The organism is Sphingobacterium sp. SYP-B4668 (genome assembly GCF_027627455.1).
In the GTDB taxonomy this organism is placed as follows: Bacteria; Bacteroidota; Bacteroidia; order Sphingobacteriales; family Sphingobacteriaceae; genus Sphingobacterium.
In genome coordinates, this window is sequence record NZ_CP115483.1 from 4,982,531 (window position 1) to 5,005,386 (window position 22,856).

At 41.5% G+C, this 22,856-nt stretch carries 20 protein-coding genes; 16 read left to right on the top strand and 4 right to left on the bottom strand.

Going from position 1 to position 22,856, the window contains the following annotated elements; all coding sequences use genetic code 11:
* Window positions 1–120: 120 nt before the first annotated feature.
* On the top strand, window positions 121–1,293 hold the full coding sequence (locus tag OQ289_RS20305; RefSeq protein ID WP_270088566.1) for a trans-sulfuration enzyme family protein: 1,173 nt from the start codon (window positions 121–123) through the stop codon (window positions 1,291–1,293).
* A 28-nt stretch (window positions 1,294–1,321) separates the two neighbouring features.
* Here the strand turns inward: OQ289_RS20305 and tpx are convergent, their stop codons facing one another.
* Complete coding sequence (gene tpx / locus OQ289_RS20310; RefSeq protein ID WP_270088567.1) at window positions 1,322–1,822, bottom strand: thiol peroxidase; 501 nt, start codon at window positions 1,820–1,822, stop codon at window positions 1,322–1,324.
* A 232-nt stretch (window positions 1,823–2,054) separates the two neighbouring features.
* Between tpx and OQ289_RS20315 the strand changes: the two genes are divergently transcribed.
* The 3 genes from OQ289_RS20315 (at window position 2,055) to OQ289_RS20325 (ending at window position 5,246) form a co-directional block, all read left to right on the top strand.
* The gene (locus OQ289_RS20315) at window positions 2,055–3,296 is read left to right on the top strand and encodes an OmpP1/FadL family transporter (protein ID WP_270088568.1); all 1,242 of its coding nucleotides are present in this window, start codon (window positions 2,055–2,057) and stop codon (window positions 3,294–3,296) included.
* A gap of 27 nt (window positions 3,297–3,323) precedes the next feature.
* Window positions 3,324–4,640, top strand: a complete 1,317-nt coding sequence (locus OQ289_RS20320; protein WP_270088569.1) for an SGNH/GDSL hydrolase family protein — start codon at window positions 3,324–3,326, stop codon at window positions 4,638–4,640.
* A gap of 189 nt (window positions 4,641–4,829) precedes the next feature.
* A complete protein-coding gene (locus OQ289_RS20325; RefSeq protein WP_033566076.1) occupies window positions 4,830–5,246 on the top strand; it encodes an OsmC family protein in 417 nt (138 codons plus the stop codon).
* Window positions 5,247–5,290: 44 nt separating this feature from the next.
* On the opposite strand, the gene OQ289_RS20330 is transcribed toward OQ289_RS20325, so the two are convergent.
* On the bottom strand, window positions 5,291–6,331 hold the full coding sequence (locus tag OQ289_RS20330; protein WP_033566075.1) for a membrane protein: 1,041 nt from the start codon (window positions 6,329–6,331) through the stop codon (window positions 5,291–5,293).
* Between the two features lie 221 nt (window positions 6,332–6,552).
* Between OQ289_RS20330 and uvrA the strand changes: the two genes are divergently transcribed.
* The 5 genes from uvrA (at window position 6,553) to OQ289_RS20355 (ending at window position 14,097) form a co-directional block, all read left to right on the top strand.
* On the top strand, window positions 6,553–9,393 hold the full coding sequence (uvrA, locus tag OQ289_RS20335) for an excinuclease ABC subunit UvrA (protein ID WP_033566074.1): 2,841 nt from the start codon (window positions 6,553–6,555) through the stop codon (window positions 9,391–9,393).
* A gap of 107 nt (window positions 9,394–9,500) precedes the next feature.
* The gene (gene mutL, locus OQ289_RS20340; protein WP_270088570.1) at window positions 9,501–11,378 is read left to right on the top strand and encodes a DNA mismatch repair endonuclease MutL; all 1,878 of its coding nucleotides are present in this window, start codon (window positions 9,501–9,503) and stop codon (window positions 11,376–11,378) included.
* Window positions 11,379–11,400: 22 nt separating this feature from the next.
* Window positions 11,401–12,078 (top strand): rhomboid family intramembrane serine protease, encoded by a 678-nt coding sequence (locus OQ289_RS20345; protein ID WP_033566072.1) that lies wholly within the window; start codon window positions 11,401–11,403, stop codon window positions 12,076–12,078.
* 19 nt (window positions 12,079–12,097) lie between these two features.
* Window positions 12,098–12,976 (top strand): rhomboid family intramembrane serine protease, encoded by an 879-nt coding sequence (locus OQ289_RS20350; protein ID WP_270088571.1) that lies wholly within the window; start codon window positions 12,098–12,100, stop codon window positions 12,974–12,976.
* 5 nt (window positions 12,977–12,981) lie between these two features.
* Window positions 12,982–14,097: an endonuclease/exonuclease/phosphatase family protein gene (locus OQ289_RS20355; RefSeq protein ID WP_270088572.1), complete on the top strand. Its 1,116-nt coding sequence runs from the start codon at window positions 12,982–12,984 to the stop codon at window positions 14,095–14,097.
* Here OQ289_RS20355 and OQ289_RS20360 read toward each other — a convergent pair.
* Entirely contained in the window at window positions 14,094–15,689 is a 1,596-nt protein-coding gene (locus tag OQ289_RS20360; protein WP_270088573.1) for a S41 family peptidase, read from the bottom strand. The genes OQ289_RS20355 and OQ289_RS20360 overlap by 4 nt on opposite strands.
* Before the next feature lie 158 nt (window positions 15,690–15,847).
* Here OQ289_RS20360 and OQ289_RS20365 point away from each other — a divergent pair, with 158 nt between their 5' ends.
* The 4 genes from OQ289_RS20365 (at window position 15,848) to OQ289_RS20380 (ending at window position 19,583) form a co-directional block, all read left to right on the top strand.
* Window positions 15,848–16,417, top strand: a complete 570-nt coding sequence (locus tag OQ289_RS20365) for a hypothetical protein (protein WP_270088574.1) — start codon at window positions 15,848–15,850, stop codon at window positions 16,415–16,417.
* Between the two features lie 201 nt (window positions 16,418–16,618).
* Complete coding sequence (fumC, locus tag OQ289_RS20370) at window positions 16,619–18,016, top strand: class II fumarate hydratase (RefSeq protein WP_270088575.1); 1,398 nt, start codon at window positions 16,619–16,621, stop codon at window positions 18,014–18,016.
* A 1-nt stretch (window position 18,017) separates the two neighbouring features.
* Window positions 18,018–18,554, top strand: a complete 537-nt coding sequence (locus OQ289_RS20375; protein ID WP_270088576.1) for a fumarate hydratase — start codon at window positions 18,018–18,020, stop codon at window positions 18,552–18,554.
* Window positions 18,555–18,578: 24 nt separating this feature from the next.
* Entirely contained in the window at window positions 18,579–19,583 is a 1,005-nt protein-coding gene (locus tag OQ289_RS20380; protein ID WP_270088577.1) for an acyltransferase, read from the top strand.
* 67 nt (window positions 19,584–19,650) lie between these two features.
* On the opposite strand, the gene OQ289_RS20385 is transcribed toward OQ289_RS20380, so the two are convergent.
* A complete protein-coding gene (locus tag OQ289_RS20385; protein ID WP_033566065.1) occupies window positions 19,651–20,025 on the bottom strand; it encodes a DUF3127 domain-containing protein in 375 nt (124 codons plus the stop codon).
* Window positions 20,026–20,096: 71 nt separating this feature from the next.
* On the opposite strand from OQ289_RS20385, the gene OQ289_RS20390 reads away from it, so the two are divergent.
* The 3 genes from OQ289_RS20390 to OQ289_RS20400 are packed head-to-tail and all read left to right on the top strand — an operon-like array spanning window position 20,097 to window position 22,842.
* Complete coding sequence (locus tag OQ289_RS20390; RefSeq protein ID WP_270090883.1) at window positions 20,097–21,275, top strand: THUMP domain-containing class I SAM-dependent RNA methyltransferase; 1,179 nt, start codon at window positions 20,097–20,099, stop codon at window positions 21,273–21,275.
* Window positions 21,268–21,915: an HD domain-containing protein gene (locus OQ289_RS20395; RefSeq protein ID WP_270088578.1), complete on the top strand. Its 648-nt coding sequence runs from the start codon at window positions 21,268–21,270 to the stop codon at window positions 21,913–21,915. Before OQ289_RS20390 ends, OQ289_RS20395 begins: the two co-directional genes overlap by 8 nt.
* A 60-nt stretch (window positions 21,916–21,975) precedes the next feature.
* Window positions 21,976–22,842, top strand: a complete 867-nt coding sequence (locus OQ289_RS20400; RefSeq protein ID WP_270088579.1) for a phosphodiester glycosidase family protein — start codon at window positions 21,976–21,978, stop codon at window positions 22,840–22,842.
* Window positions 22,843–22,856: the final 14 nt, after the last annotated feature.

Genomic DNA, 22,856 nt, shown 5'->3' on the forward strand with positions numbered 1-22,856 from the left:
AACAGCACATCTCATTGGATAAACCTTCTAACCTGCACGTAACAAGGCAGATATAGGGTGAAAATAAATCTACCATTCGAGTAGAATTAAAAAAAAACATTTATGTACATTTGAACCATCATGAATAAGGATCAATCTAAAATAATACGTGAACAGGCCGATCGTTCTGCTCTCCGCGAACATTCGGTACCATTATATCTTACCTCTAGCTTCATCTTTGACAGCGCTGAACAGGGACGAGCAATTTTCGCAGAAGAGGAAGAAGGGATGGTATACTCAAGGTATGCCAATCCGAATACAACTGAGTTAATCAACAAGGTGTGTATTATGGAGCAAGCGGAAGCTGGGTTAGCTTTTGCTTCTGGCATGGCGGCTGTATTTGCATCTTTTGCTGCTCTTATCGAAAGTGGAGATCATATCGTATCTTCTCGTGCAATCTTCGGTTCTACACACCAGCTTTTTACGCAACTTTTCCCAAAATGGGGAGTGACAACAACCTACGTAGATGCTGCAAACCCTGAGGAATGGGAGAGAGCGATACAACCAAATACGAAAATCATCTTCTTGGAGTCTCCTTCTAATCCGGGGTTAGAACTTGTAGATTTGGAATGGCTAGGCAACTTCAAGGAGAAATATCCAAACATTATTTTGTCGATAGACAATTGTTTTGCAACTCCTTATTTACAGAAACCTATTCCCTACGGCTTTGACTTAGTGATTCATTCGGCAACAAAATATATGGATGGTCAAGGGCGCGTACTGGGAGGTATAGTAGTAGGCAAACAGGAATTAATTGACAAATTGATGTTTTTTATCCGACATACGGGCCCTGCATTGTCACCATTCAATGCCTGGGTAATCTCAAAAAGCTTAGATACACTAGGCTTACGTATGGATCGCCACAGTAGCAATGCGTTAGCATTGGCACAAGCATTAGAAGGGCATCCAGAAATTGAAGAAGTAAGATACCCTTTTCTCCCCTCGCACCCGCAATATGAGTTGGCCAAAAAACAGATGAAGGCAGGCGGTGGTATTGTTACATTTGTCGTGAAGGGTGGGTTTGAAAGAGCCAAAGCATTTGTAGACCAACTCGAGATGATATTGTATACGTCTAATCTTGGTGATTCACGTTCTATTGCTACACATCCCTCTTCTACTACGCACTCTAAACTAAAAGAAGAGGAAAGATTAAACCTCGGCATCCAGCCTGGAAGTATTCGTCTTTCGGTAGGCCTAGAAGATCAAGAAGATATTATTGGGGATATCTTACAAGCGTTGGATAAAACCAAATAAAAAAGCGGGATTAAACCCGCTTTTTTATTTATTTAAGTGTTGCTAACGCTGCATCATAGTTGGGTTCGTCTACGATTTCGGCAACCTGCTCTTCGTAAATAACCTGACCAGACTCATCTATGACAATGACCACTCGACTCAAAAGGCCTTCTAAAGGACCGTCTACCAGCTTCAATTGATAAGCATCTGATAATGAAGAGTCCTTATACTCCGAAAGGGTCACCACATTGTCGATGCCTTCGGCTGCACAAAAGCGACCTTGCGCAAAAGGTAAGTCTTTAGAAATACACAGTACGACGGTATTGTCCAAGTCGGCGGCAGCTTTGTTAAACGCACGAACGGAGGCCGCGCAAGTACCGGTATCGATGCTTGGAAAAATATTCAACACCACTCGTTTGCCTTTGTAATCAGATAGTGATTTGCTAGAAAGATCTCCCGCAGTTAATTTAAAATCTGGCGCTGTTGTCCCTACCTTTGGTAATTCACCTTTGGTATGCACATTTCCACCTTTGAATGTAATTGTAGCCATAAGTTGTTGTCTTAATTATATATCGTTTTGTTTTTTTATTGATTTAAAAGAATATTCAATAGGTTTTCCGTCTTGTCTAATGCAGACCCAATAGAATGGTTCTTCCGAATGTAATAAAGATACGTTCTAAAAAAATGTTACACAAGAATTTATTATTTTTCGCCAAAAATTTATTATGTTAGCATTGTATTTTTTCTAGTTAGGGAAAAGTAATAACCAAATTATAATAGGTATGAAGAAATTATTATTCGCGCTACTCTGTGCTTCTCCTTCTCTACTATGGGCACAGGGATCACAAGTGAACCTTCAAAGTCCAAAAGCAGTAGGCATGGGAGGGGCTGGTTCGGCTTATTTCATCGATGAATCTTCTATTTTCTACAGCCCAGGGGCTTTGTCCAAAATGGATCACAACGCCATCATGGTTGCTGGAAATGCCGTTATGTTCAAATCTGCCTTCCGTGAATCGGGAAGCACTGTGGTCAACCATACCAAATCACAGGTTACACCTCCATTTTCAGTCTTCGCGGCATTAGGCCCCAAAAACTCATGGTGGAAAGCAGGGATTGGTATATATACCCCTTACGGCGGAGCTGTAGACTGGGGTACTGAGTGGGCAGGTCGATTTAGCTTGGTAAGCCTATCACTACGAGCCATCTACATACAACCTACCTTAAGCTTTAAGCTAACGGAAAATTTTGGTATTGGGGGTGGTTTTGTATACAATATCGGAAGTGTTGATTTAGAAAGTGCTATTCCTGTATTCTTCCCTGACGGCAAGGCTGGCCTTGCCACCTTAAAAGGGACGGGTAGCGGGACAGGATATAACGTAGGAGTCCATTACAATCTAGAAGATGATTTTGCAATATCCTTGAGCTATCGCTCAAAAGTAGTGACGAAGTTAAAAGATGGAGACGCTATATTTGACGTACCAGAAACCGTAAGAGGATCTTTTCCAGAGGGTACTACCTTTAAATCCGAATTGCCTCTACCCTCGACTTTTGCACTCGGTATTGCTTTTCCTTTGACAGAGAAACTCAAGATGGCAGTCGATGGGACATTAATCGGTTATTCAATTTACCAAAATTTAGATTTCGACTACAGTCATAATACCGACAATATCATTGGAGACGATGCCTTAGAAGATTCCCACTACAAGAAAAACTATGTGAATGCAGGTTCTGTCAAAGCTGGCCTGGAGTACCTTGCAAGTGACAAATTACAGCTCCGTGTAGGTGGTGGATATATCGCTACTCCTGTTCAGGCCGACTATGTATACCCAGAAACACCTGATAATGTACGTTATCTCGCTTCTGGGGGATTCACCTACCATGTCAATCCGAAGTTTGAACTAACAGGCTCTTTTGCTTACCAACGTATCTCTCCTAGAGAAGCCAACAACGTAGAGAGTCACCTGTCGGGAACGTACAAAACTAATATTTATGCTCCGGGGCTATCTCTCAGTTACAAATGGTAAAACTGCTCATTCTAAAACGAAAACAACATGAAACGAAATAAGCTTTATATAGGATTAGCTTTGCTTCTACTAGGTGTAGCATCCTGCAAACCTGAAATCAATGATTTTACTCCATCATCTGGAGGGAAAGCTGATTTCAGCAAATACATCGCCGTTGGCAATTCGCTTACTTCTGGCTTTGCTGATGGGGGACTTTATCGCGAAGGGCAACAAGTTGCCTTTACCAACCTAATGGCTGAGCAATTTAAGCAAGTAGGTGGTGGCGAATTTAAATCCCCTCTTTTCCCAGAAGACAAAGCAAATGGAACGGGCTATCTTCGCTTAAAAGCCTTGGTAAATGGGCAACCTGTTATTGAGCAGGTAACGGAGAATACCGCGTATCGCGCACCTGGTTTATTGGTCAAGTATCTGGATCCTATTCAAAATCTAGGGGTCCCAGGCATGCGTATCGACCTTGGACTTGCTCCTGCCTTCGGTGCTGCCAATATGCACTTCGAACGTCTATTACCAGATGACCAAGTAGGCAAAAAAAGTTATTTGGACTATGTGAAAGAGCATGAAAGTACTTTTTTCAGTTTTTGGCTGGGTAATAATGACGTGTTGGGTTACGCGACCAAAGGGGCTGTGTACAATCCGGCCGATCCAAAAGATCGGATTAACATGTTGACAGACGTACCTACATTCACTTATGGCTACAACCAGTTTATAGAAGCATTGACAGCAAAGGGTGCCAAAGGTGTGGTGGCAACAATACCTGACGTAACTGCTATCCCTTATTTCACGACGGTAACCCGAGTGGCTTTATTAGCGGGGGCAAATGCCGCAGCTAAAGCTGCAAATCCCAATGCTCCTGAAATTACAGACATTTACATCCGGACAAAAACAACCGCAAGGGCTGCAACGGACAAAGACTATTTTGTGCTACCTTTTTCTTCAGCCGGACTTTTGGGCAAGCCCAATGACCTAGGTATACCCTATGGACTGCACCCTGGAAATCCTGTAGAGGATGTTTACGTCTTGGACGAGGCCGAAGCCAAACAAGTGGTAGACCGTGTCAACGAATTTAATGCTGTAATCAAATCCATCGCCTCAGCTAAAGGGTTGGCTATAGCAGATGTCAACGCATTCTTTACCTCAGTGAAGACCGGTATCAGTATCAATGGACTAGCAGTGAGTAATAAGTTTATCACTGGTAACGCCTTTTCTTTGGATGGAATACACCTCACCCCTATTGGCTATGGAATCGTCGCTAATGTTTTTATTGATGCCATCAATAAAACATATGGCTCTACAATACCGAAAGTAGATGTCTCGCAATATAGAGGAGTGAAAATGCCTAATTAGGCGACAATATATGGCTACGAAAAGGGCGGTTTCAAATTGAAATCGTCCTTTTTGTAGCCATACCAGTAAGAAAAAATGGAATCTTTGACAGATTACATACCTCTGGAATTGCTTTTAAAACGCAAATTCCCTAAATTGCACTTCAAGACAGTCACTCTTTGATTGTCTTTACAATAAGGAGAAAAAGAAATGAAAGTATCACTAAATCGTATAAATCAAGCGGTTCATTTTGAAGCAAACAGTGAGTTATCGAACGTAAAAGTGCATATCGATGGATCGAAAGAGATAGGTGGAGAAGGCAAAGGGGTTAGACCGATGGAGTTGGTGTTGATGGCACTGGGTTCCTGCAGTGTATTTGACTTGGTTAGTATCTTGAATAAACAACGTCAGGAGATTGCAGACATTCACGTAGATGTGGAAGGCAAGCGTCGAGAAGAGATTCCGAACATCTTTACCGATATTCACATCAGCTTCACGTTGAAAGGGCAGATTGATGAAATTAAAGCACAAAAAGCAGCAGAATTAGCTGTCAAAAAATATTGCTCGGTACATGACATGTTAGCGGCAGGGGGTGTCAACATCACCTATAGCCTTAAGATAAATTAGTCACAAAAGACTCGAAAACCTTTGGTTTTCGAGTCTTTTAGTATTTATTCTCTTTTCTTCCAGATACGCTCTGCCCATAGCCCGACAAACCAAAATGAGACGGCAAGGATGAGGAAGAAAATCGTTCTATTGATATTATCCCATAAATATTCCACAAAGCGAGTGTAAAGGTTCAAAATAAAAAATACAAACCCTATTTCACGCGTGATATTATCTTTTGCCTTAAGTCCATATAGAATCAACCCGGCTGACACTACCGTCGATAGCAATCCCCAATAGAAAATATGGAATTGACGAACACGAGTCCACTCTTCGAAGTCACTGTAATTGCCAAAAATAGAAAGGCACCATAGTGCAATCATAGTATACAGTAAGCCTACGATATAGGAAGTGGATTGAAAAGGTTGTAATTTTTTCAGTTTAGGTTGAGCCAGTAGCGCAAAGAGGGTCACCAACACCCCAAAAATAGTGAATCGTAAGGGATAATTCATACCCCAGAATTTGAAGCCCCAGTCGCTATGATAAGCTGTTTCGGTAGCAAACCAAACGCCAAGACTGATCAATGTAAATGTCCAAATAAGTTTTGAATCGAGCTTAACAGCCAATACACCGTAAATAATCACCGAAAGTAGAAAGAGTAATGAAAAGTGCAACTCATTGCGATCCAATACTTGTCCAAGAAAACCGATACTGGTGGCTGTCGAAAAAGCTCCGGCCAACATAAGCGTCTCATTGCTAAAGGTTTTTTCGGGAAATTTCTCTTTATTCCGAAAGCCTACCACATAGAATACGGCTGCTAGGGCTGCGAAAAAGATAAAGAACACGATGTTGGGCGTTTCATAAAACCGCTTGACAAAATTGAGAAAAACGTCGTCTACAAATAGCGATAGCACTGAAAACACCAAAGAAGCGAGTGCTATCCAAAATGCGTACTTAGCAAGCACCCCCCATTCGAAGCTCTTGACTTCTATAGAATCGCGCAATCTTGAGGCTATCTGCTCATCGATATATCCTTCTTTGCTCCAATGATCGATAGCGGATTCCAAGGTTTCCTTTTCTTGTTTATTGGTATCTATTTTTTTCATTAGATTGAATTGTCTATTAATGGCGATGGACACGTCTCCAAAGTACAAATATTAATCCAAGTTCTCAAAATCCATAATTTGCCAATAGATTCTTGTCGCTCAGCCATGTGGTGGTCAAATTTCACGACATCTTTACTTTATGGTCAGTCATAATCTTTTAAAATTCTGTAACTTTGCGCTTTGCCGTTTTCCCAACGGCCAAAGCTAACTTTTTAAGTTCAATGAATAAAAATACAACGCCAGATTTGGGTGAACAAAATGAAGTGGAAGTCTTCGGCGCTCGCGTCCATAATCTTAAAAATATAGATGTCACGTTTCCTCGGAATGAACTTGTGGTCATTACTGGGTTGAGTGGCAGTGGCAAGTCCTCTCTAGCATTTGACACGATCTATGCAGAAGGGCAACGTCGTTACATGGAGACATTCAGTGCCTATAGTCGTCAATTTCTAGGCGGCATGGAACGTCCAGACGTCGATAAGATTTCGGGATTAAGTCCGGTAATATCCATTGAGCAGAAAACGACTAGTAAAAATCCACGCTCTACTGTTGGAACGATTACAGAGGTTTATGATTTTCTTCGTTTGCTTTTTGCCCGTGCGGGAGAAGCATTTTCATATGTCACTGGAAAACGAATGGAGCGGATGTCTGAGGACCAAATTGTGGATCGTATCTTAGATGAATTTGACGGAGAAGGAGTGAATGTACTGGCCCCTATCGTGAAGGGACGTAAGGGACATTATCGGGAGCTATTTGAACAAATCCGTAAGCAAGGGTATACGAAGGTGAGAGTTGATGGAGAGATTGTAGACCTAGAGCCCAAGATGCAGGTAGATCGCTACAAGATCCACGATATCGAGATCGTAATTGATAGACTCACGGTAAAGTCGGCGGACCGCAAGCGATTGTTCACCTCTGTGATGCAAGCAATGAAATCAGCAAAGGGAATCATCAAAATCAGCAATAAAGAGAACAAGGAACAGTTTTTCAGTAAATACTTAATGGATGCAGAATCGGGTATTTCCTATGATGAGCCGCAACCCAATACCTTTTCATTCAACTCTCCATACGGGGCCTGTCCAAAATGCGATGGTCTGGGCTATATTTTTGAGATTGATAAAGCTGCAGTGATTCCTGACCGTAAATTAAGCATCCAAAAGGGTGCGATTGTACCATTAGGTCCGGCCCGTGATTCTTGGAATTTCCAAGTGTTAAAGGCTGTTGCTAAGAAACTTGAGTTTTCATTGACCTCTCCTATTGAAAAATTAACAGAAGAACAGGTTGATACGTTATTATTTGGTGCAGAGGAACCTATTCCTATTACCGTGGAGTATAGTAGCTACAGTGTAAGAGAACATAAAGTGACTTTTCAGGGGATATTCTCTATGTTGGAAGACCAAATGGGGCGCCAGAGTGATGACATCGCCTCATTAGAAGATTTTCGCACGAAGGTAACTTGCCCCAGTTGCCATGGCGACCGCTTAAAGAAAGAGTCCTTGCATTTCAAGATTGACCAAAAGAATATCAGTGAGTTGTCAGCAATGGATATCATTACATTGATGGACTGGTTTAAAGATTTGGAATCTAGATTAGACGAGCGTCAACAAGTTATTGCTACTGAGATATTAAAGGAGATTCGTGCCCGCCTTGGCTTTTTATTGGATGTGGGCCTCACTTACCTCACGTTGAATAGAACGTCCAAGACACTATCTGGCGGGGAAGCTCAGCGGATACGTTTAGCAACTCAAATTGGATCGCAATTGGTGAATGTCCTCTATATATTGGACGAACCCAGTATCGGTTTGCATCAGCGCGACAATGAACGCTTGATCAACTCACTAAAAAATCTGCGCGATATCGGCAACTCGGTACTGGTTGTGGAGCACGATAAAGATATGATCCTCAATGCGGACCATGTCATTGACATGGGGCCTGCGGCAGGGTTACATGGTGGAGAAGTGGTTGCAGAGGGCACCCCAAAGGAGATTTTAAAAGCAGATTCGCTAACCGCAGCTTACTTGAATGGTCGTAAAGAAGTGGCAATTCCTAAAACACGAAGACCTGGAAATGGGAATACACTAACGCTTAAGGGGGCAACTGGGAATAACCTTAAAAACGTAACTGCAGAATTTCCCTTAGGCAAGTTGATTTTGGTCACAGGGGTTTCTGGTTCCGGAAAATCGAGCTTGATTACTGGAACACTATACCCTATCTTGAATAAGCATTTTTTCCGAGCTAAAGCGACACCACTACCCTATAAAAGTGTGGAGGGGCTGGAGCATATTGACAAGATTATCGAAATCGACCAAAGTCCGATCGGGAGAACACCACGATCGAACCCTTCGACCTATACAGGTGTATTCTCGGATATCCGTACCTTATTTGTGCAACTTCCAGAGGCTAAAATCCGAGGATATAAACCCGGAAGATTTTCGTTCAATGTGAAGGGCGGAAGGTGTGAAACGTGTCAAGGCGCTGGAATGAAAATCATCGAAATGAACTTTTTACCCGATGTACAGGTTCCTTGTGAAACATGTCATGGCAAACGTTATAACCGAGAGACACTGGAAGTACGATATAGAGGAAAGTCAATCTCCGATGTATTAGATATGAGTGTGGAAGATGCGGTAACATTTTTTGAAAACATTCCTTCTATATATCGTAAGATTAAAACACTATATGATGTAGGTCTAGGTTATATTACATTGGGTCAGTCATCGACGACCTTGTCTGGAGGAGAGGCCCAACGGATTAAACTAGCAACGGAGCTTTCTAAAAAGGATACTGGCAAAACATTCTACATCCTGGATGAACCGACTACCGGTCTCCATTTTGAGGACGTGAACGTATTGCTCGGTGTCATCAATAGACTGGTAGAGCGAGGCAACTCGGTACTCATCATTGAACATAACCTTGATGTGGTGAAGACAGCAGACTGGGTCATCGATATGGGACCTGAAGGGGGTCGTAGCGGGGGGCAACTTTTGTTCGCAGGAACGCCTGAGGACCTTATCAAAGTCAAAGGAAGTGAAACGGCAAGATTCTTGAAGTTAGAAATGAAATAGGTTTGATTCTCCAACTAAGATTGCATGCTGTCTATCGGGCTTTGGGCTTATTTGAAATTTATGTTAACTAAGATTTCGGTTCTATTTTTTGTAACTTCGCATTGATTATGTCAGATATTATTCAATTGTTGCCAGATGCTGTAGCCAATCAAATTGCTGCAGGAGAAGTGGTGCAACGACCTGCTTCTGCTGTAAAGGAACTGATTGAGAATGCAATTGATGCTGGAGCAGATAAAATAAAACTCATCGTCAAAGATGCAGGGAAGTCGTTGATTCAGGTCATTGACAACGGATGTGGAATGAGTGTCACCGACGCTAGGCTATGCTTTGAAAGGCACGCTACGTCCAAAATTCGAAAAGCGGAAGATCTTTTTGCTATTCGTACGATGGGATTTCGTGGAGAGGCTATGGCTTCCATTGCGGCCATAGCACATGTGGAATTGCGGACTAAACGAATTGAAGATGAGCTCGGTACGGTCATTGAAATAGAGGGCTCAAAAATAACAGATCAACACCCCGAAGCGTTAACGAACGGGACAAGTATATCGATTAAGAATTTATTTTATAACATTCCGGCAAGACGTAATTTCCTAAAGAGCAATTCGGTTGAAATGCGCCATATTATTGACGAGTTTCAACGAGTTTCGCTGGCACACCCTGAAATCTTTTTCAGTCTACATAGTGATAATAATGAGGTGTACCACCTTCCTGCGGAAACCTTGAAACAACGCATTGTGCATTTGTTGGGCAATAACTATAACCAGCGGCTGGTACCTGTAGAAGAGGATACAAGTATCATCACAGTGAACGGTTTTATCGGAAAACCGGAGTTTGCGAAGAAAACTCGCGGAGAGCAGTTCTTTTTCGTCAATAAAAGGTTCATTAAGGATCCGTACTTACATCATGCAGTATTGAATGCATATGAGGATATATTACCCGCAGATAGCTATCCATTGTATGTGCTTTTTATCGAGATAGACCCGTCTAAGATTGATATTAACGTCCATCCGACGAAAACGGAAATTAAGTATGAGGATGACAAAGCCATTTATGCTATCTTAAGGTCTGCCGTAAAACGTTCCTTGGGTCGTTATAATATTGCTCCAACCTTGGACTTTAATCAAGAAACCGGTTTTTCGGGAATGATAAGTCCAAAGCCCTTGGACGAAATACAAGTTCCGACAATCAATTTCAATCCTAACTTCAATCCATTTGAGGCTGGATATAAGGAGACTTCCTCTCAATCTCGCTCAGATAGCTATGCCTCTGGTTTTGAGAAAAAAACTGCCATTCCTCAAAATTGGGATACATTGTATCAGATTACGGAGCAGGAGTCATCTACTCAATTGCCTCTTTTGCCCGAAGAGGAAGACGATACCGCTAGATCTACAACAGCTTCGGCACGCACACAGCCAACAAAGCAATTTTTTCAGCTTCATAATCGGTTTATCGTCTCACAGATTCACTCAGGATTTATGATTATCGATCAACAGGCTGCTCACGAGCGGATTTTGTTTGAACAATTTCAAAACCAGTTGGACCTTCATCAAGGGATAAGCCAACAAAGCTTGTTTCCGCAAACGATAGATTTGAGTCCTGCCGATCATGCACTGATGGAAGATATTCTTCCCGAAATACAGAGTCTAGGATTTCAATTACGTCTTTTTGGAAAAACAACGTATATTGTTGACGGAATACCGGCAGACTTAGGGAGTAATGTGAATGAACGTGCAATCATTGAACAATTGTTGGAGGATTTCAAAAACAACAAAGCAGAGCTCAAGCTCAGTAAAAGGGAAAATCTAGCGCGTAGCCTTGCCAAAAGCGCGGCGATAAAAATAGGCACGCATCTAGACGGTCAAGCTATGGCAGAGCTTATAGACAGGCTTTTCGCTTGTGAGTCACCTAGTATCTCCATCTATGGTAAACCCATTATCGTGACCTTTACATTATCTGAATTGCTAGAACGATTCGGCAAAACTTAATTTAGAAAAAAAAGAATACTATATGTTTCCAAACTTAACGCCCGTTGTCAAGAATCTGTTGATTATCAACATTATCTTTTTTTTAGGATCCAGTGTTGTGGGGGCATCCTACGATTATCTTTCAGCCTTCTACCCGGATTCTCCTTATTTCAAAGTTTGGCAAGTGATTACCTACATGTTTATGCATGGTGGTTTTACGCATATTTTCTTCAACATGTTCTCCTTATTGATGTTTGGTCCAATGATCGAACAAGTATTGGGTGCAAAACGTTTCATCAACTTCTACTTGTTCACGGGGTTAGGCGCATTAGTTCTTCAATATGGCGTACAGGCATTTGAATTATACCAAATGGTGGGGACTAGCTTCCCGCTCCGTCAGGGAATTGACCTGGGATCGTTAACGGGAAGCCAGCTGGGTTTCGTACAAGAAATTAACGGGACACGCCTTGTCGGTGCCTCTGGTGCGATATATGGTATCCTTCTAGCATTTGCCTATTTATTTCCAAACATTCCGCTTCAATTGATATTTATACCTATCCCGATTAAGGCAAAATACTTTATCGGAGGGCTGATTGCTATAGAAATCTATTCGAGCTTATCCCAGCCTGGGGACTCTGTAGCACATTTGGCACACGTCGGAGGAGCGCTATTTGGGTACATTTTATTGAAAATGTGGGGTATAAGAAAAGGTTTATATTAGTAACTTTAGCTAAGTTTGAATGATGGCGCAAAAAGAGTTTAAATCCTTCTGGAGGGACACCTTTAGCTCAGGGTCTCCAATACCAATTGTTATCATTGGTCAGGTGGGTCTTTTTGTCTTGATTCATATCTTTGACCTGCTTGCCGAAACCAAGATAATTACAAATCCACTATACGATAACACGGTCCAATACTTGAGTTTACCGCTAGGTATAGATCGGTTTATGGAGCAGCCGTGGTCGCTATTCACATACTCATTTGTCTATACGGGTTTATTCAGAATCCTATTCGATTGTCTTTGGCTGTACTGGATTGGAAATTTATTTCTAAATTTTCTAAATAGCAGGCAACTATGGTTTATCTACGCCTCGTCCCTATTTCTAGGGGGGGGGATTTATCTAGCATTGGGTCAGATTCCTTTCCTAGCAAATAGCCCGCAAACAATTTTAAATACAGGGTCGATGGCATTGGCCGGTGTAGTTGCCGCCACGGCAACGCTAGTTCCACATTCAGAAGTACGACTTTTGCTATTGGGTAATTTGAAGTTGAGGACTATTGCATGTGTATATTTCGGTTTGGAAATCGTCTTCTATGCACTTGTCAATAAAACTGCGGCTGCTACATACGTATGCATAGTGCTTTGGGGCTTTCTATTTATGCGAACCCTACAACAGGGCAAAGATTGGAGCAAGATTATGCTTTTCAAACGTAAACCGAGAGTTAAACTACAAGTCGTCCATCAACGTAAAGAGTACGCATCATATAGTATCTCTACAGCTAGTGACCTTCCCAACCAAGAGGAAATAGACCAAATCCTTGACAAAATTTCCTTATCAGGTTATGACAGCTTGACTTCACGGGAGAAGGAAATATTATTTAAAGCAAGTAAGCAAGATTAGGGAGAATGGCAAAGATTCGTTTCTTGAAAAAAAAACTGGGTTTTCTGAGCAAAGCTGTATTCTTCGCCAATACACTGGCTGTGGCTGCGCTATTGCTAAGTTATTCAGCATCTTTCATCAATCCTAAGATATTTTGGTTCATTGCCTTTTTTGGTATTGCTTACCTCCCTATTCTGCTCATAAATATTGGATTCGTAGGCTATTGGCTGATGCGAAAACCGAAATATGCGCTGATTTCATTACTGACTATTATATTAGGTTGGAATCTACTGACCAAACACTGGAATTTTGGAGGTGGAGATATCCAAAAGGTATCCGTCGCAGATAGTAGTATTCGAGTATTGAGTTTCAATGTGCATTTGTTTAAGATTGCAGAGAAGGCGGAAGAAAAGGATTTCAAACGAGAGGTGTTAGGAATTATTGACAGCTTAGAGCCAGACTTAATTTGTTTTCAAGAGTATTATAGCAAAATAAAGGGTAAGCATGTCTATGCCAAGGAACTGAAAGAAAACTATGGTTATAAATATTGGTATTTTGAACCGGCTTCTGTGAACGACTATGAAGCGTATGGACAAGCTATCTTTTCCAAATATCCGATAACCCACTCGGGGACGATTGTCAAAAATGAATTTGGGATCAACCGTATCATCTACGCTGATATAGAGAGGGGAAATCAAAAAATCCGGGTGTACAATGTTCACTTGCGTTCATTTGCGCTACAGAATGAGGATAAAGAATTTATCCAAAACCCTTCTGGAGAAGCGGACAAAACGAAAACAAGACGTGTCGGGAGAAAACTAAAACAAGCATTTGCATCACGCAGTGAGCAAGCAGAGGCCCTAAAAGAGCATATTCAGAATACCGAAACCCCGTATCTAGTCATGGGCGATTTCAACGATACGCCCATGTCCTATAGCGTGAATCTGATTGGTAAAGGTATGAAAAATGCATTTCAGGAGAAGGGCTCAGGCTGGGGGGTGACGCACTATGAAATGTTGCCTATCTTTCAGATTGACTACATCTTGACAAGCCAAGATTTCAACATCCTTAACTATCAAATCGTCAAGAGGAAGCTTTCGGATCATTATCCAATTTGGGCAGATATTCAATTAAAGCATTAATGCATAAAAGATGGATCGAGCAATTTGACGGCTTGATCGATAAAAACATCATGCCTATTCCTCACCTTAAAGTACGCATCTCGTCCAAAATAGAAACGCCCAACAAGTGATTCAATATCGGTCTGAATCAGCTGGTGAAGATCATCTTCCTGTCTTTTATTTAAGTGTAGCCCTTTATTTTTTAAATAGGTCATAAACTCTGCATATTCTTTATCAGGTAAATGGTAGCCTTGTAAAAAATTTTCTATAGAGTAAGCGGGAGATTTTTTTGTGAATCGCTCGTACACGAATTGTTCAATCAAACTGGAGGAATTTATTTCTCTATATTTGAGACTTACAGCATTCGAATCTATCGGCACTAGGACATCAGGAGAAATACCTCCTCCGTTGAATACACGATTACCTGCTTTTGTGACAAAGGCTTTCGTATGTTGATAGGTAGTGTCCAGAAGCCACAGCTGCTCTGTCTGGTTTTGAAAAAACTGCGGATTGAGGGCGTATTTTTTTTGAATATCGCGTCCTAAAGGGGTATAATAGCGAGCTACACTGAGATTCATCGTCGACCCATCCGGCAACTCGAATCGCTCTTGTACCATACCTTTACCATAGGATCGTCGGCCTACAATGGTGCCTCGATCCAAGTCTTGGATGGCACCAGCAAATATCTCACTTGCGGAAGCAGAGTTTTCATTGATCAGCACGGCGACCTTGCCTTCAGCAAACTCGCCATCAGCAGCAGAAAAATAATCTTTCCTCAACTCATTATATCCTTCGGTATAGACGAGCAATTTTTTATCTTTAAAAAATTCACTTGCTAATTGAATGGCCGAGTGGAGATAGCCACCGCCATTTTCTCTAAGGTCGACCACCAAGCTGCTTGCTCCACGCTTTTGAAGCTCTTTAAGGGCCTTTCTAAACTCTTCCGCGGTTTTAAGGCCGAATCTCCGAATTTTGATATATGCGACGGTGGGCTTAATAATATATGCTGCATCCAACGAACTAACATTAACCTGATCGCGAATGACTTTAATTGGCTTTCCAAGAAGATATCCTTCCCTTTTGACAAAGATCTGTAAGGCGCTGCCTCTTTTGCCGCGAATGAGCTTATCTACCTCACTTAAGGGCTTCTGTACACCGGCAATGTTGACATTATCAATCTTCAACAATTGATCTCCCACTCTAAAGCCTGCCTTATCGGCGGGTCCATTCGGAATAATACTGACGACAAGGAGCGTATCGTTAAGATTAAAGTACTCCAATCCAATACCTTCGAAAGTACCTTCTAAGGTTTCATTGAAATTTTGTGCCGCTTCGGGTTGCAAATAAGTAGAATACGGGTCTAAATGGGATAATACATGGGCGATAGCTTCATCCTGTACGCCATCCATATTAAGACTGTCAACATATGTTTTGGAAATGAGGTCCATCATGCCCTGAATCTTATACGTATTGTCAACTCCCAAGGGATCCAAAATACCTCCCGAAGCACTTCGTTGTTCATTCGAATAATATTGACCTAAAATGAGACCTAGCATAAGCACCCCACCGTATGTCGCCGCCACAAAAAGATTCCGTTTTGTATTTTTCTGCATGTCTAGATTTTCCGACACAAAATTAAAGAGTTTTTAAAAATTTTTAGTTATAAATTATCAGATAATATAGTAACAAATCAATCTTTATTTAGTTTTTAATCAGGATTTTTACCAAATTTGACGCTGAAACGATAATCGAAATTTAATTCTTCAAAATCATGCACGAAATCGAACCTTTTTACAACTGGAGAGACGATTATATTGCTTCTGAAGATGACCGTTCCCCTTTTTTTGGAACCATCTATAACGAGTTTGAATACGACAAACAAATCTACAACTTCTTGCTGCATCCGCAATGGGATCATTTTGGTTCGAGTACGCTCTATCTAAAAGTCATTTATGCAGATTATGACAAAGGATATGCTATTATCGAATTCATTGGAGAATGGAATGATGCGATTTATAATGACATTATGATCTTGAAAAGGGAACTGATTGATTTGATGATAGATGAAGGAGTCAACAAGTTCATTTTAATCGGGGAAAACATCCTTAATTTCCATGCTTCAGATGACCTATACTATGAAGAATGGTTTCAGGATGTTGAAGATGGATGGATTGCGGGGCTCAACTTCCGGGCGCATGTAATTGAAGAATTCAAAGCTCATAATATTGACTACTATATCAATTTTGGGGGTGTATTTGATCAGATGCCTTGGCGGACGTTAAAACCTAAACAACTTTTTCATCATGTGGATGAGCAATTGATGAAGCGCTTGGGTCATTGATGGAGGATTTAAAGAACAAATGCTTGTCTCTATTCAGCAGAATCTCCTGGAGATCGTTTTCGGTTTCTGAATTAGTTCATTAACTTTGTTAGGTTGAAACCGAGATGTAGATAATGTGGACCTATATGGCAACATTATTTAAGCGAACTCTCATCGGCAATCGAGAATACAATAATTAGATGAAAATATAAATCAAACGTTATGTCATTTAGAGTCGAAAAAGATACTATGGGCGAAGTACAGGTACCTGCAGATAAATATTGGGGTGCACAAACTGAACGCTCACGTAATAATTTCAAGATTGGACCTGCTGCATCTATGCCGCATGAAATTATAGAGGGATTTGCTTATTTAAAAAAAGCTGCTGCATATGCCAACCATGAGCTTGGGGTATTGCCTATCGAAAAACGGGATGCAATAGCTACAGTATGTGATGAAATATTGGCAGGCAAATTGGATGATCAATTCCCGTTGGTTATTTGGCAGACTGGCTCTGGTACACAATCTAACATGAATGTGAATGAAGTGGTCGCCAACCGTGCGCAGGTATTGGCGGGATATGGAATTGGTGAGGGTGAACCTGTACTAAAAGCGAATGATGATGTCAACAAGTCCCAATCATCTAATGACACTTATCCTACAGGTATGCACATCGCGGCTTACAAAGCGGTAGTGGAAGTGACTATTCCAGGTGTTGAAAAACTTCGTGACACCTTGGCCAAAAAATCTGCAGACTTCATGAACGTTGTGAAAATAGGTCGTACGCATTTAATGGATGCTACGCCTTTGACATTAGGTCAAGAATTGTCTGGATATGTAGCACAGCTGAACTATGGTCTAAAAGCGGTCAAAAACACACTTGCACACTTATCAGAAGTAGCCTTGGGAGGGACCGCGGTAGGGACCGGACTGAACACTCCTGCAGGATATGATGTGACCGTGGCAAAATATATCGCTCAATTTACCGGCCATCCATTCGTGACGGCAGAAAATAAATTTGAGGCCTTAGCGGCCCATGATGCAATTGTTGAGACACACGGTGCTTTGAAACAATTGGCTGTATCTTTGAATAAAATTGCTAACGACATTCGTATGTTGGCTTCTGGTCCTCGCTCCGGTATTGGCGAAATCTTGATCCCGGAGAATGAACCAGGATCGTCTATCATGCCAGGGAAAGTAAACCCTACGCAATGTGAGGCTTTAACAATGGTGGCTGCACAGGTTATGGGTAATGACGTGGCAATCACTATCGGTGGCACTCAAGGACACTATGAATTGAATGTATTCAAACCCTTAATGGCAGCTAATTTCCTACAATCTGCGCGATTATTAGGAGATGCGTGTGTTTCTTTTGAGGAACACTGTGCTAGTGGCATAGAGCCTAACCACAAGCGCATTAAAGAACTGGTAGACAATTCATTGATGCTGGTAACCGCATTGAATACGAAAATCGGTTATTATAAAGCTGCTGAAATTGCACAAACGGCACACCGTAATGGGACCACACTTAAAGAAGAGGCTGTACGTCTTGGCTATGTAACGCCTGAGGATTTTGATGCGTGGGTGAAACCAGAAGAAATGGTTGGAAACCTAAAATAACATGGGGGAGCCATTGATTAATAAATCATTATTTCTAAAAGCATACCTACTTCCAATAGTAGGTATGCTTTTGATTTTTGGAGGTTGCCAAGCGAGATCGGATATGCAGGGAGAAGGAGCCGACTATCTTCAAGGTGTATGGCAGCAGGATAGCATCCCTAGTCAGGGACAGATGTTGTCATATACTTTACATGAGTTTAAATTCACGTGTGACTCTATCTATGCAAAAATGGACGTGCATACGAAAATCCAACGTATCCCAGACAGCTGCTATAATGGCGGTCAGTGGTCGGAATACGCAAAGGCTGTATACGTGGTGAGGGGTGACAGTATCATTGTAGAAGGAATCTATACAAAGGCTAACGGCAAACAAAAAATATCGGGCTGCTATAAACAGGGGCAATATCTTCCTCGGTTTCGAATAGCACAGTACAGTCAGGATTCGCTTGTATTAGAGAGTCGTTATGACCAACGTCCCATCGTGCTGCGTAAAATCAAAGATATCACCTGCGTACCGAAGAAACGCTGGGAGTTGTAATCTTACTACAAATCAGATATTCACATGGAGGGCCATAATATCTATATCAGTAATCTACGTGTAGCGGCTACCATTGGCGTCATCTTGATACATGCAACGACAGGATATCTGCAACAAGTGCCAATCGGATCATTCAACTGGGATTATGCAAATTGGATGAATGGCTTTACACGTTATGCTGTTCCGATTTTTGTCATGATTTCGGGCGCACTTTTGCTTCATAAGGAAGAAAGCACATTGGATTTCTATCGTAAAAGGCTTTTGAAAATCGTACCTCCTTTCCTGTTTTGGACATTGGTCTATATCATTTATTATTTTTGGAAATCTGGTACTTGGGATAATCTTTCTATGCAGCAGATTACATCCATTAGTTGGACCAAATTCAGAACAGGTGCTAATGCCCATCTTTGGTATCTATATATGATTATGGGGTTGTATCTTGCTATTCCTTTTTTACGAAAGATGGTAAAACACTGCTCAACTCGTGAATTGGAGCTCTTTCTCCTGATTTGGTTTGTCTCCCTTTTTATTGTGAACAAAAGATGGCAAGATATTGTAATCCGTATAGACCTGACTTTTTTTACAAACTACATCGGTTACCTCGTATTGGGGTATTATCTTTCTATACAGGATTTTAGAAAGTCTCGGATCTGGTTTGTAATCCTTTGGTTGGCAAGCTGCGCATTTACGATTTATATAACACATACCCTCAGTGTCTCGCAGCAAAAGTATGACCCTTCATTTTATGGCTATGTCCTTCCAAATATAGCAGTCGCTGCTACTGCGTTTTTTGTATGCATAAAGTACTTTTCTAAGAGGGTAACCTCTCCCCTCTGGATAAGTTTGATTGATAAATATAGCTTTGGGATATACTTAGCGCACATCATCGTATTAAACTATGTGCACCCAGAGCTACCTGATGCAATCTGGCTGAAGGTACCGTTGGCAACGATTGCTACATTAGTGGGTAGTGTGCTATTGGTGTACATCATTCAAAAAGTGCCCTATGGGAAATATGTATCGGGGTAACACACAAAAGGCGTCATTAAATGACGCCTTTTGTGTGTTACACTTTATAAAAATGACTTATCTAAAATTAGAAAGGCAAATCATCGTCATCTGCACCAGATGAGGAAATATCTACAGGAGCAGGCATATCACCATATCCGGGAGCTGCAGCAGCGGCACTACCTGCCAATTTAGTCACTCTCCATGCTACCAATGAGTTAAAATAAGTAGTCATTCCGTCTTTGTTTGTCCAAGGACGTCCACGTAAGTTAAATGAAATTTCAATCTCTTCACCAATCGTCAAGTTATCAAAGATTGATGTTCTATCTTGCGTAGCTTCAAAACGAATATATTCTACAAATTGTGGATTTTCTGCGTAAGCAACGATCAAATCACGTTTCTTGAATGATTCTGTTACCTGCTGAGTCGCCCCAACTTCATGTACTTTTCCTCTAATTTCCATAATGCTAAATATTAAACCGTAAAAATAAGCAATTTTTGACTACAAGATTAACTAACTTTGCCAAAATTACTATGGAAGTTTTCAACACCCCCAATAAGGTCATTATTACGTGCAATAAGAGACTGAGTCCTTATCTACAACAGGAAGTAGAAGAATTAGGTTACGAAATCAAACGATCGTTCGGAACAGGAGTAGAACTATACTGCTCTGTTAATGAAACGATTAAATTGAATCTAAATCTTAGAACTGCCTCCCAAATCCTGTATTCTCTAAAGGCTTTTGATGCGAGCAATCCTGAGGAGCTGTATCGCGAATTGATGGAGATTGAATGGGAAAATCTTATTTCCTTCGATGGCTATTTTTCTGTCACATCGAATGTGAATAATGAGACGATTACGACTCCGCTTTTTGCAAATCTTAAAGTGAAAGATGCGATCGTAGATCGTATCAAGGACAAAAAAGGCATACGTCCAAACACAGGTCCCGACCAAGGAAGAGCCCTGGTGCATTTGTACTGGCAGGACGACCGTGCTGAAATATTTTTGGATACTTCGGGCGAAACACTTGCAAAGCATGGCTATCGTAAGCATCCCGGCAAAGCGCCTATGCTGGAGGCGTTGGCTACTGGCGTAGTCATTGCGACAAAATGGGATGGAATATCTACATTTATCAATCCGATGTGTGGCTCTGGGACCTTAGCAATTGAAGCAGCTCTTTTCGCGACCAACCGTAGACCTGGACTGTACCGTATGAACTATTCATTCATGCATTTCATAGGCTATGATGAACAAGTTTTTTTCCAAGAAAGGAGAGTGCTTAAGGACCAAGTCAACAAGAAAAACACACCGACAATAATTGCATCTGACCTTTCGGAACAAGCGATAGAAATTGCCAAAATGAACGCAAAAACCGCGGGAGTGGACCATATGATTACTTTCGAGGTTTGCGACTTTGAAGATACGACAACACCAGAGGGAAATGGGGTGGCCGTATTTAATCCTGAATACGGCGAACGCTTGGGGACACATGCCAAATTGGAAGTCACTTACAAGCGGATGGGAGACTACCTTAAACAAAAGTGTAAGGGATATCGCGGGTATGTATTCACAGGGAATCCTGATCTTGCCAAAAAGATCGGACTTCGAGCATCTAGAAAGACTGAATTTTACAATGGTAAATTAGACTGTAGGCTTCTGGAGTATGAATTGTACGAGGGAACACGTGACAAGCCCAAAGTAATCTATGAATAATATTATTGATCGGACAATCGCGTTTGTCCAACACACCTTAGCAAATGCCGAATCTGGTCACGACTGGTGGCATATCCAACGGGTATGGAATAACACAAAATTAATCCTACAAGAGGAGGAGGCTGATGTATTGGTATGTGAATTGACCGCACTGCTCCATGATATTGCAGACAGTAAATTCCACAATGGGGACGAGACCATCGGTCCTCGTGTTGCGGGCGAATTCTTAACGCAGGAGGGGGTAGACCCAACCATTGTCACGCATGTACAGGCCATTATTCTCAACATGTCATTCAAGGCGAGCTTGGGCGTGCGTACATTCCATTCCAAAGAATTGGAAGTGGTCCAAGATGCCGATCGCCTAGATGCGATTGGCGCCATAGGGATTGCACGGGCATTTACCTATGGTGGATACAAAAATAGAGAAATCTACAATCCCCATATTCCGGTGATCGAAAATATGGATAAAGAATCCTATAAAAACACAACTGCTCCAACTATCAATCACTTTTATGAAAAGTTGCTGCTGTTGAAAGATCAAATGAATACCGAGACTGCGAAAAGGATTGCAACAGATAGGCATGTCTTCATGCAACAGTACTTAGATCAGTTTTATGCCGAATGGCAAGGAGTAAAATAACAGTTACTTAACATCTATTTTAAGTAAAAAGGGTACATTAGTGTTCATAAATTCACCTGTATGAATCATCAAGCCCTTGCCGCTCTCCTTTTTTGCTTTTCCGCCTGTTCGCTTACCTTTGCGCAAGAGAGTGACTCTACGCAGTTTGTTTCGAAAATATGGAATGAGAAGTCACTGAAAGAGGGAGTCGTTTGGAAACAGGCTCATTTTGAAAATCTTTTTGACGGCCACCAAGAGATCAACTTTATCGAAATCGATCTTACAAAAGTTAAACATCCTATCAAATTAGCGGGAATCTCGGAAGGGTTCAAGAATACGACAGCATTTGCAAATGAAGCCAACGCTATCGCCGCTATTAATGGTGCATTTTTCAACACCAAAACTGGAGGAGGGACCACACTGCTGAAAGTGGAGGGTAGATTGATCAATACGACTGTCCTTACAGAAGGCAAACCTAAAAAAAGGAGCTTCAGAAGCGATGGCGCACTTGTATTTGATAAAAAACACATCAAAATCATAAAGGGTGATGCGCGAGATACGCTGTGGGATCAAAAATTGAAATTCCCCAATGTGATGACTTGCGGTCCTCTCCTATTGTCTGAGAAGGAGCGTGTTTCATTGGATAGCAACGCATTCAATAATAATCGACACCCCCGAACGGCTGTAGCACTAACCGTTGACAAAAAGCTAATCCTCATGACCGTAGATGGGCGTAATGCACAAGCTTATGGCATGTCATTGCCAGAGCTAACCCATGTCCTGAAATGGCTAAAGGGTAAGGATGCCTTGAATCTGGACGGAGGTGGATCTTCGACTCTTTTTATAAAGGGACAAAATGAAAATGGGATTGTTAACTATCCTACAGACAACAAGTTATTTGATCATGAGGGAGAACGTCCAGTAGCCAACGCTATCCTTGTTTTATAATCTATTCAATAGCA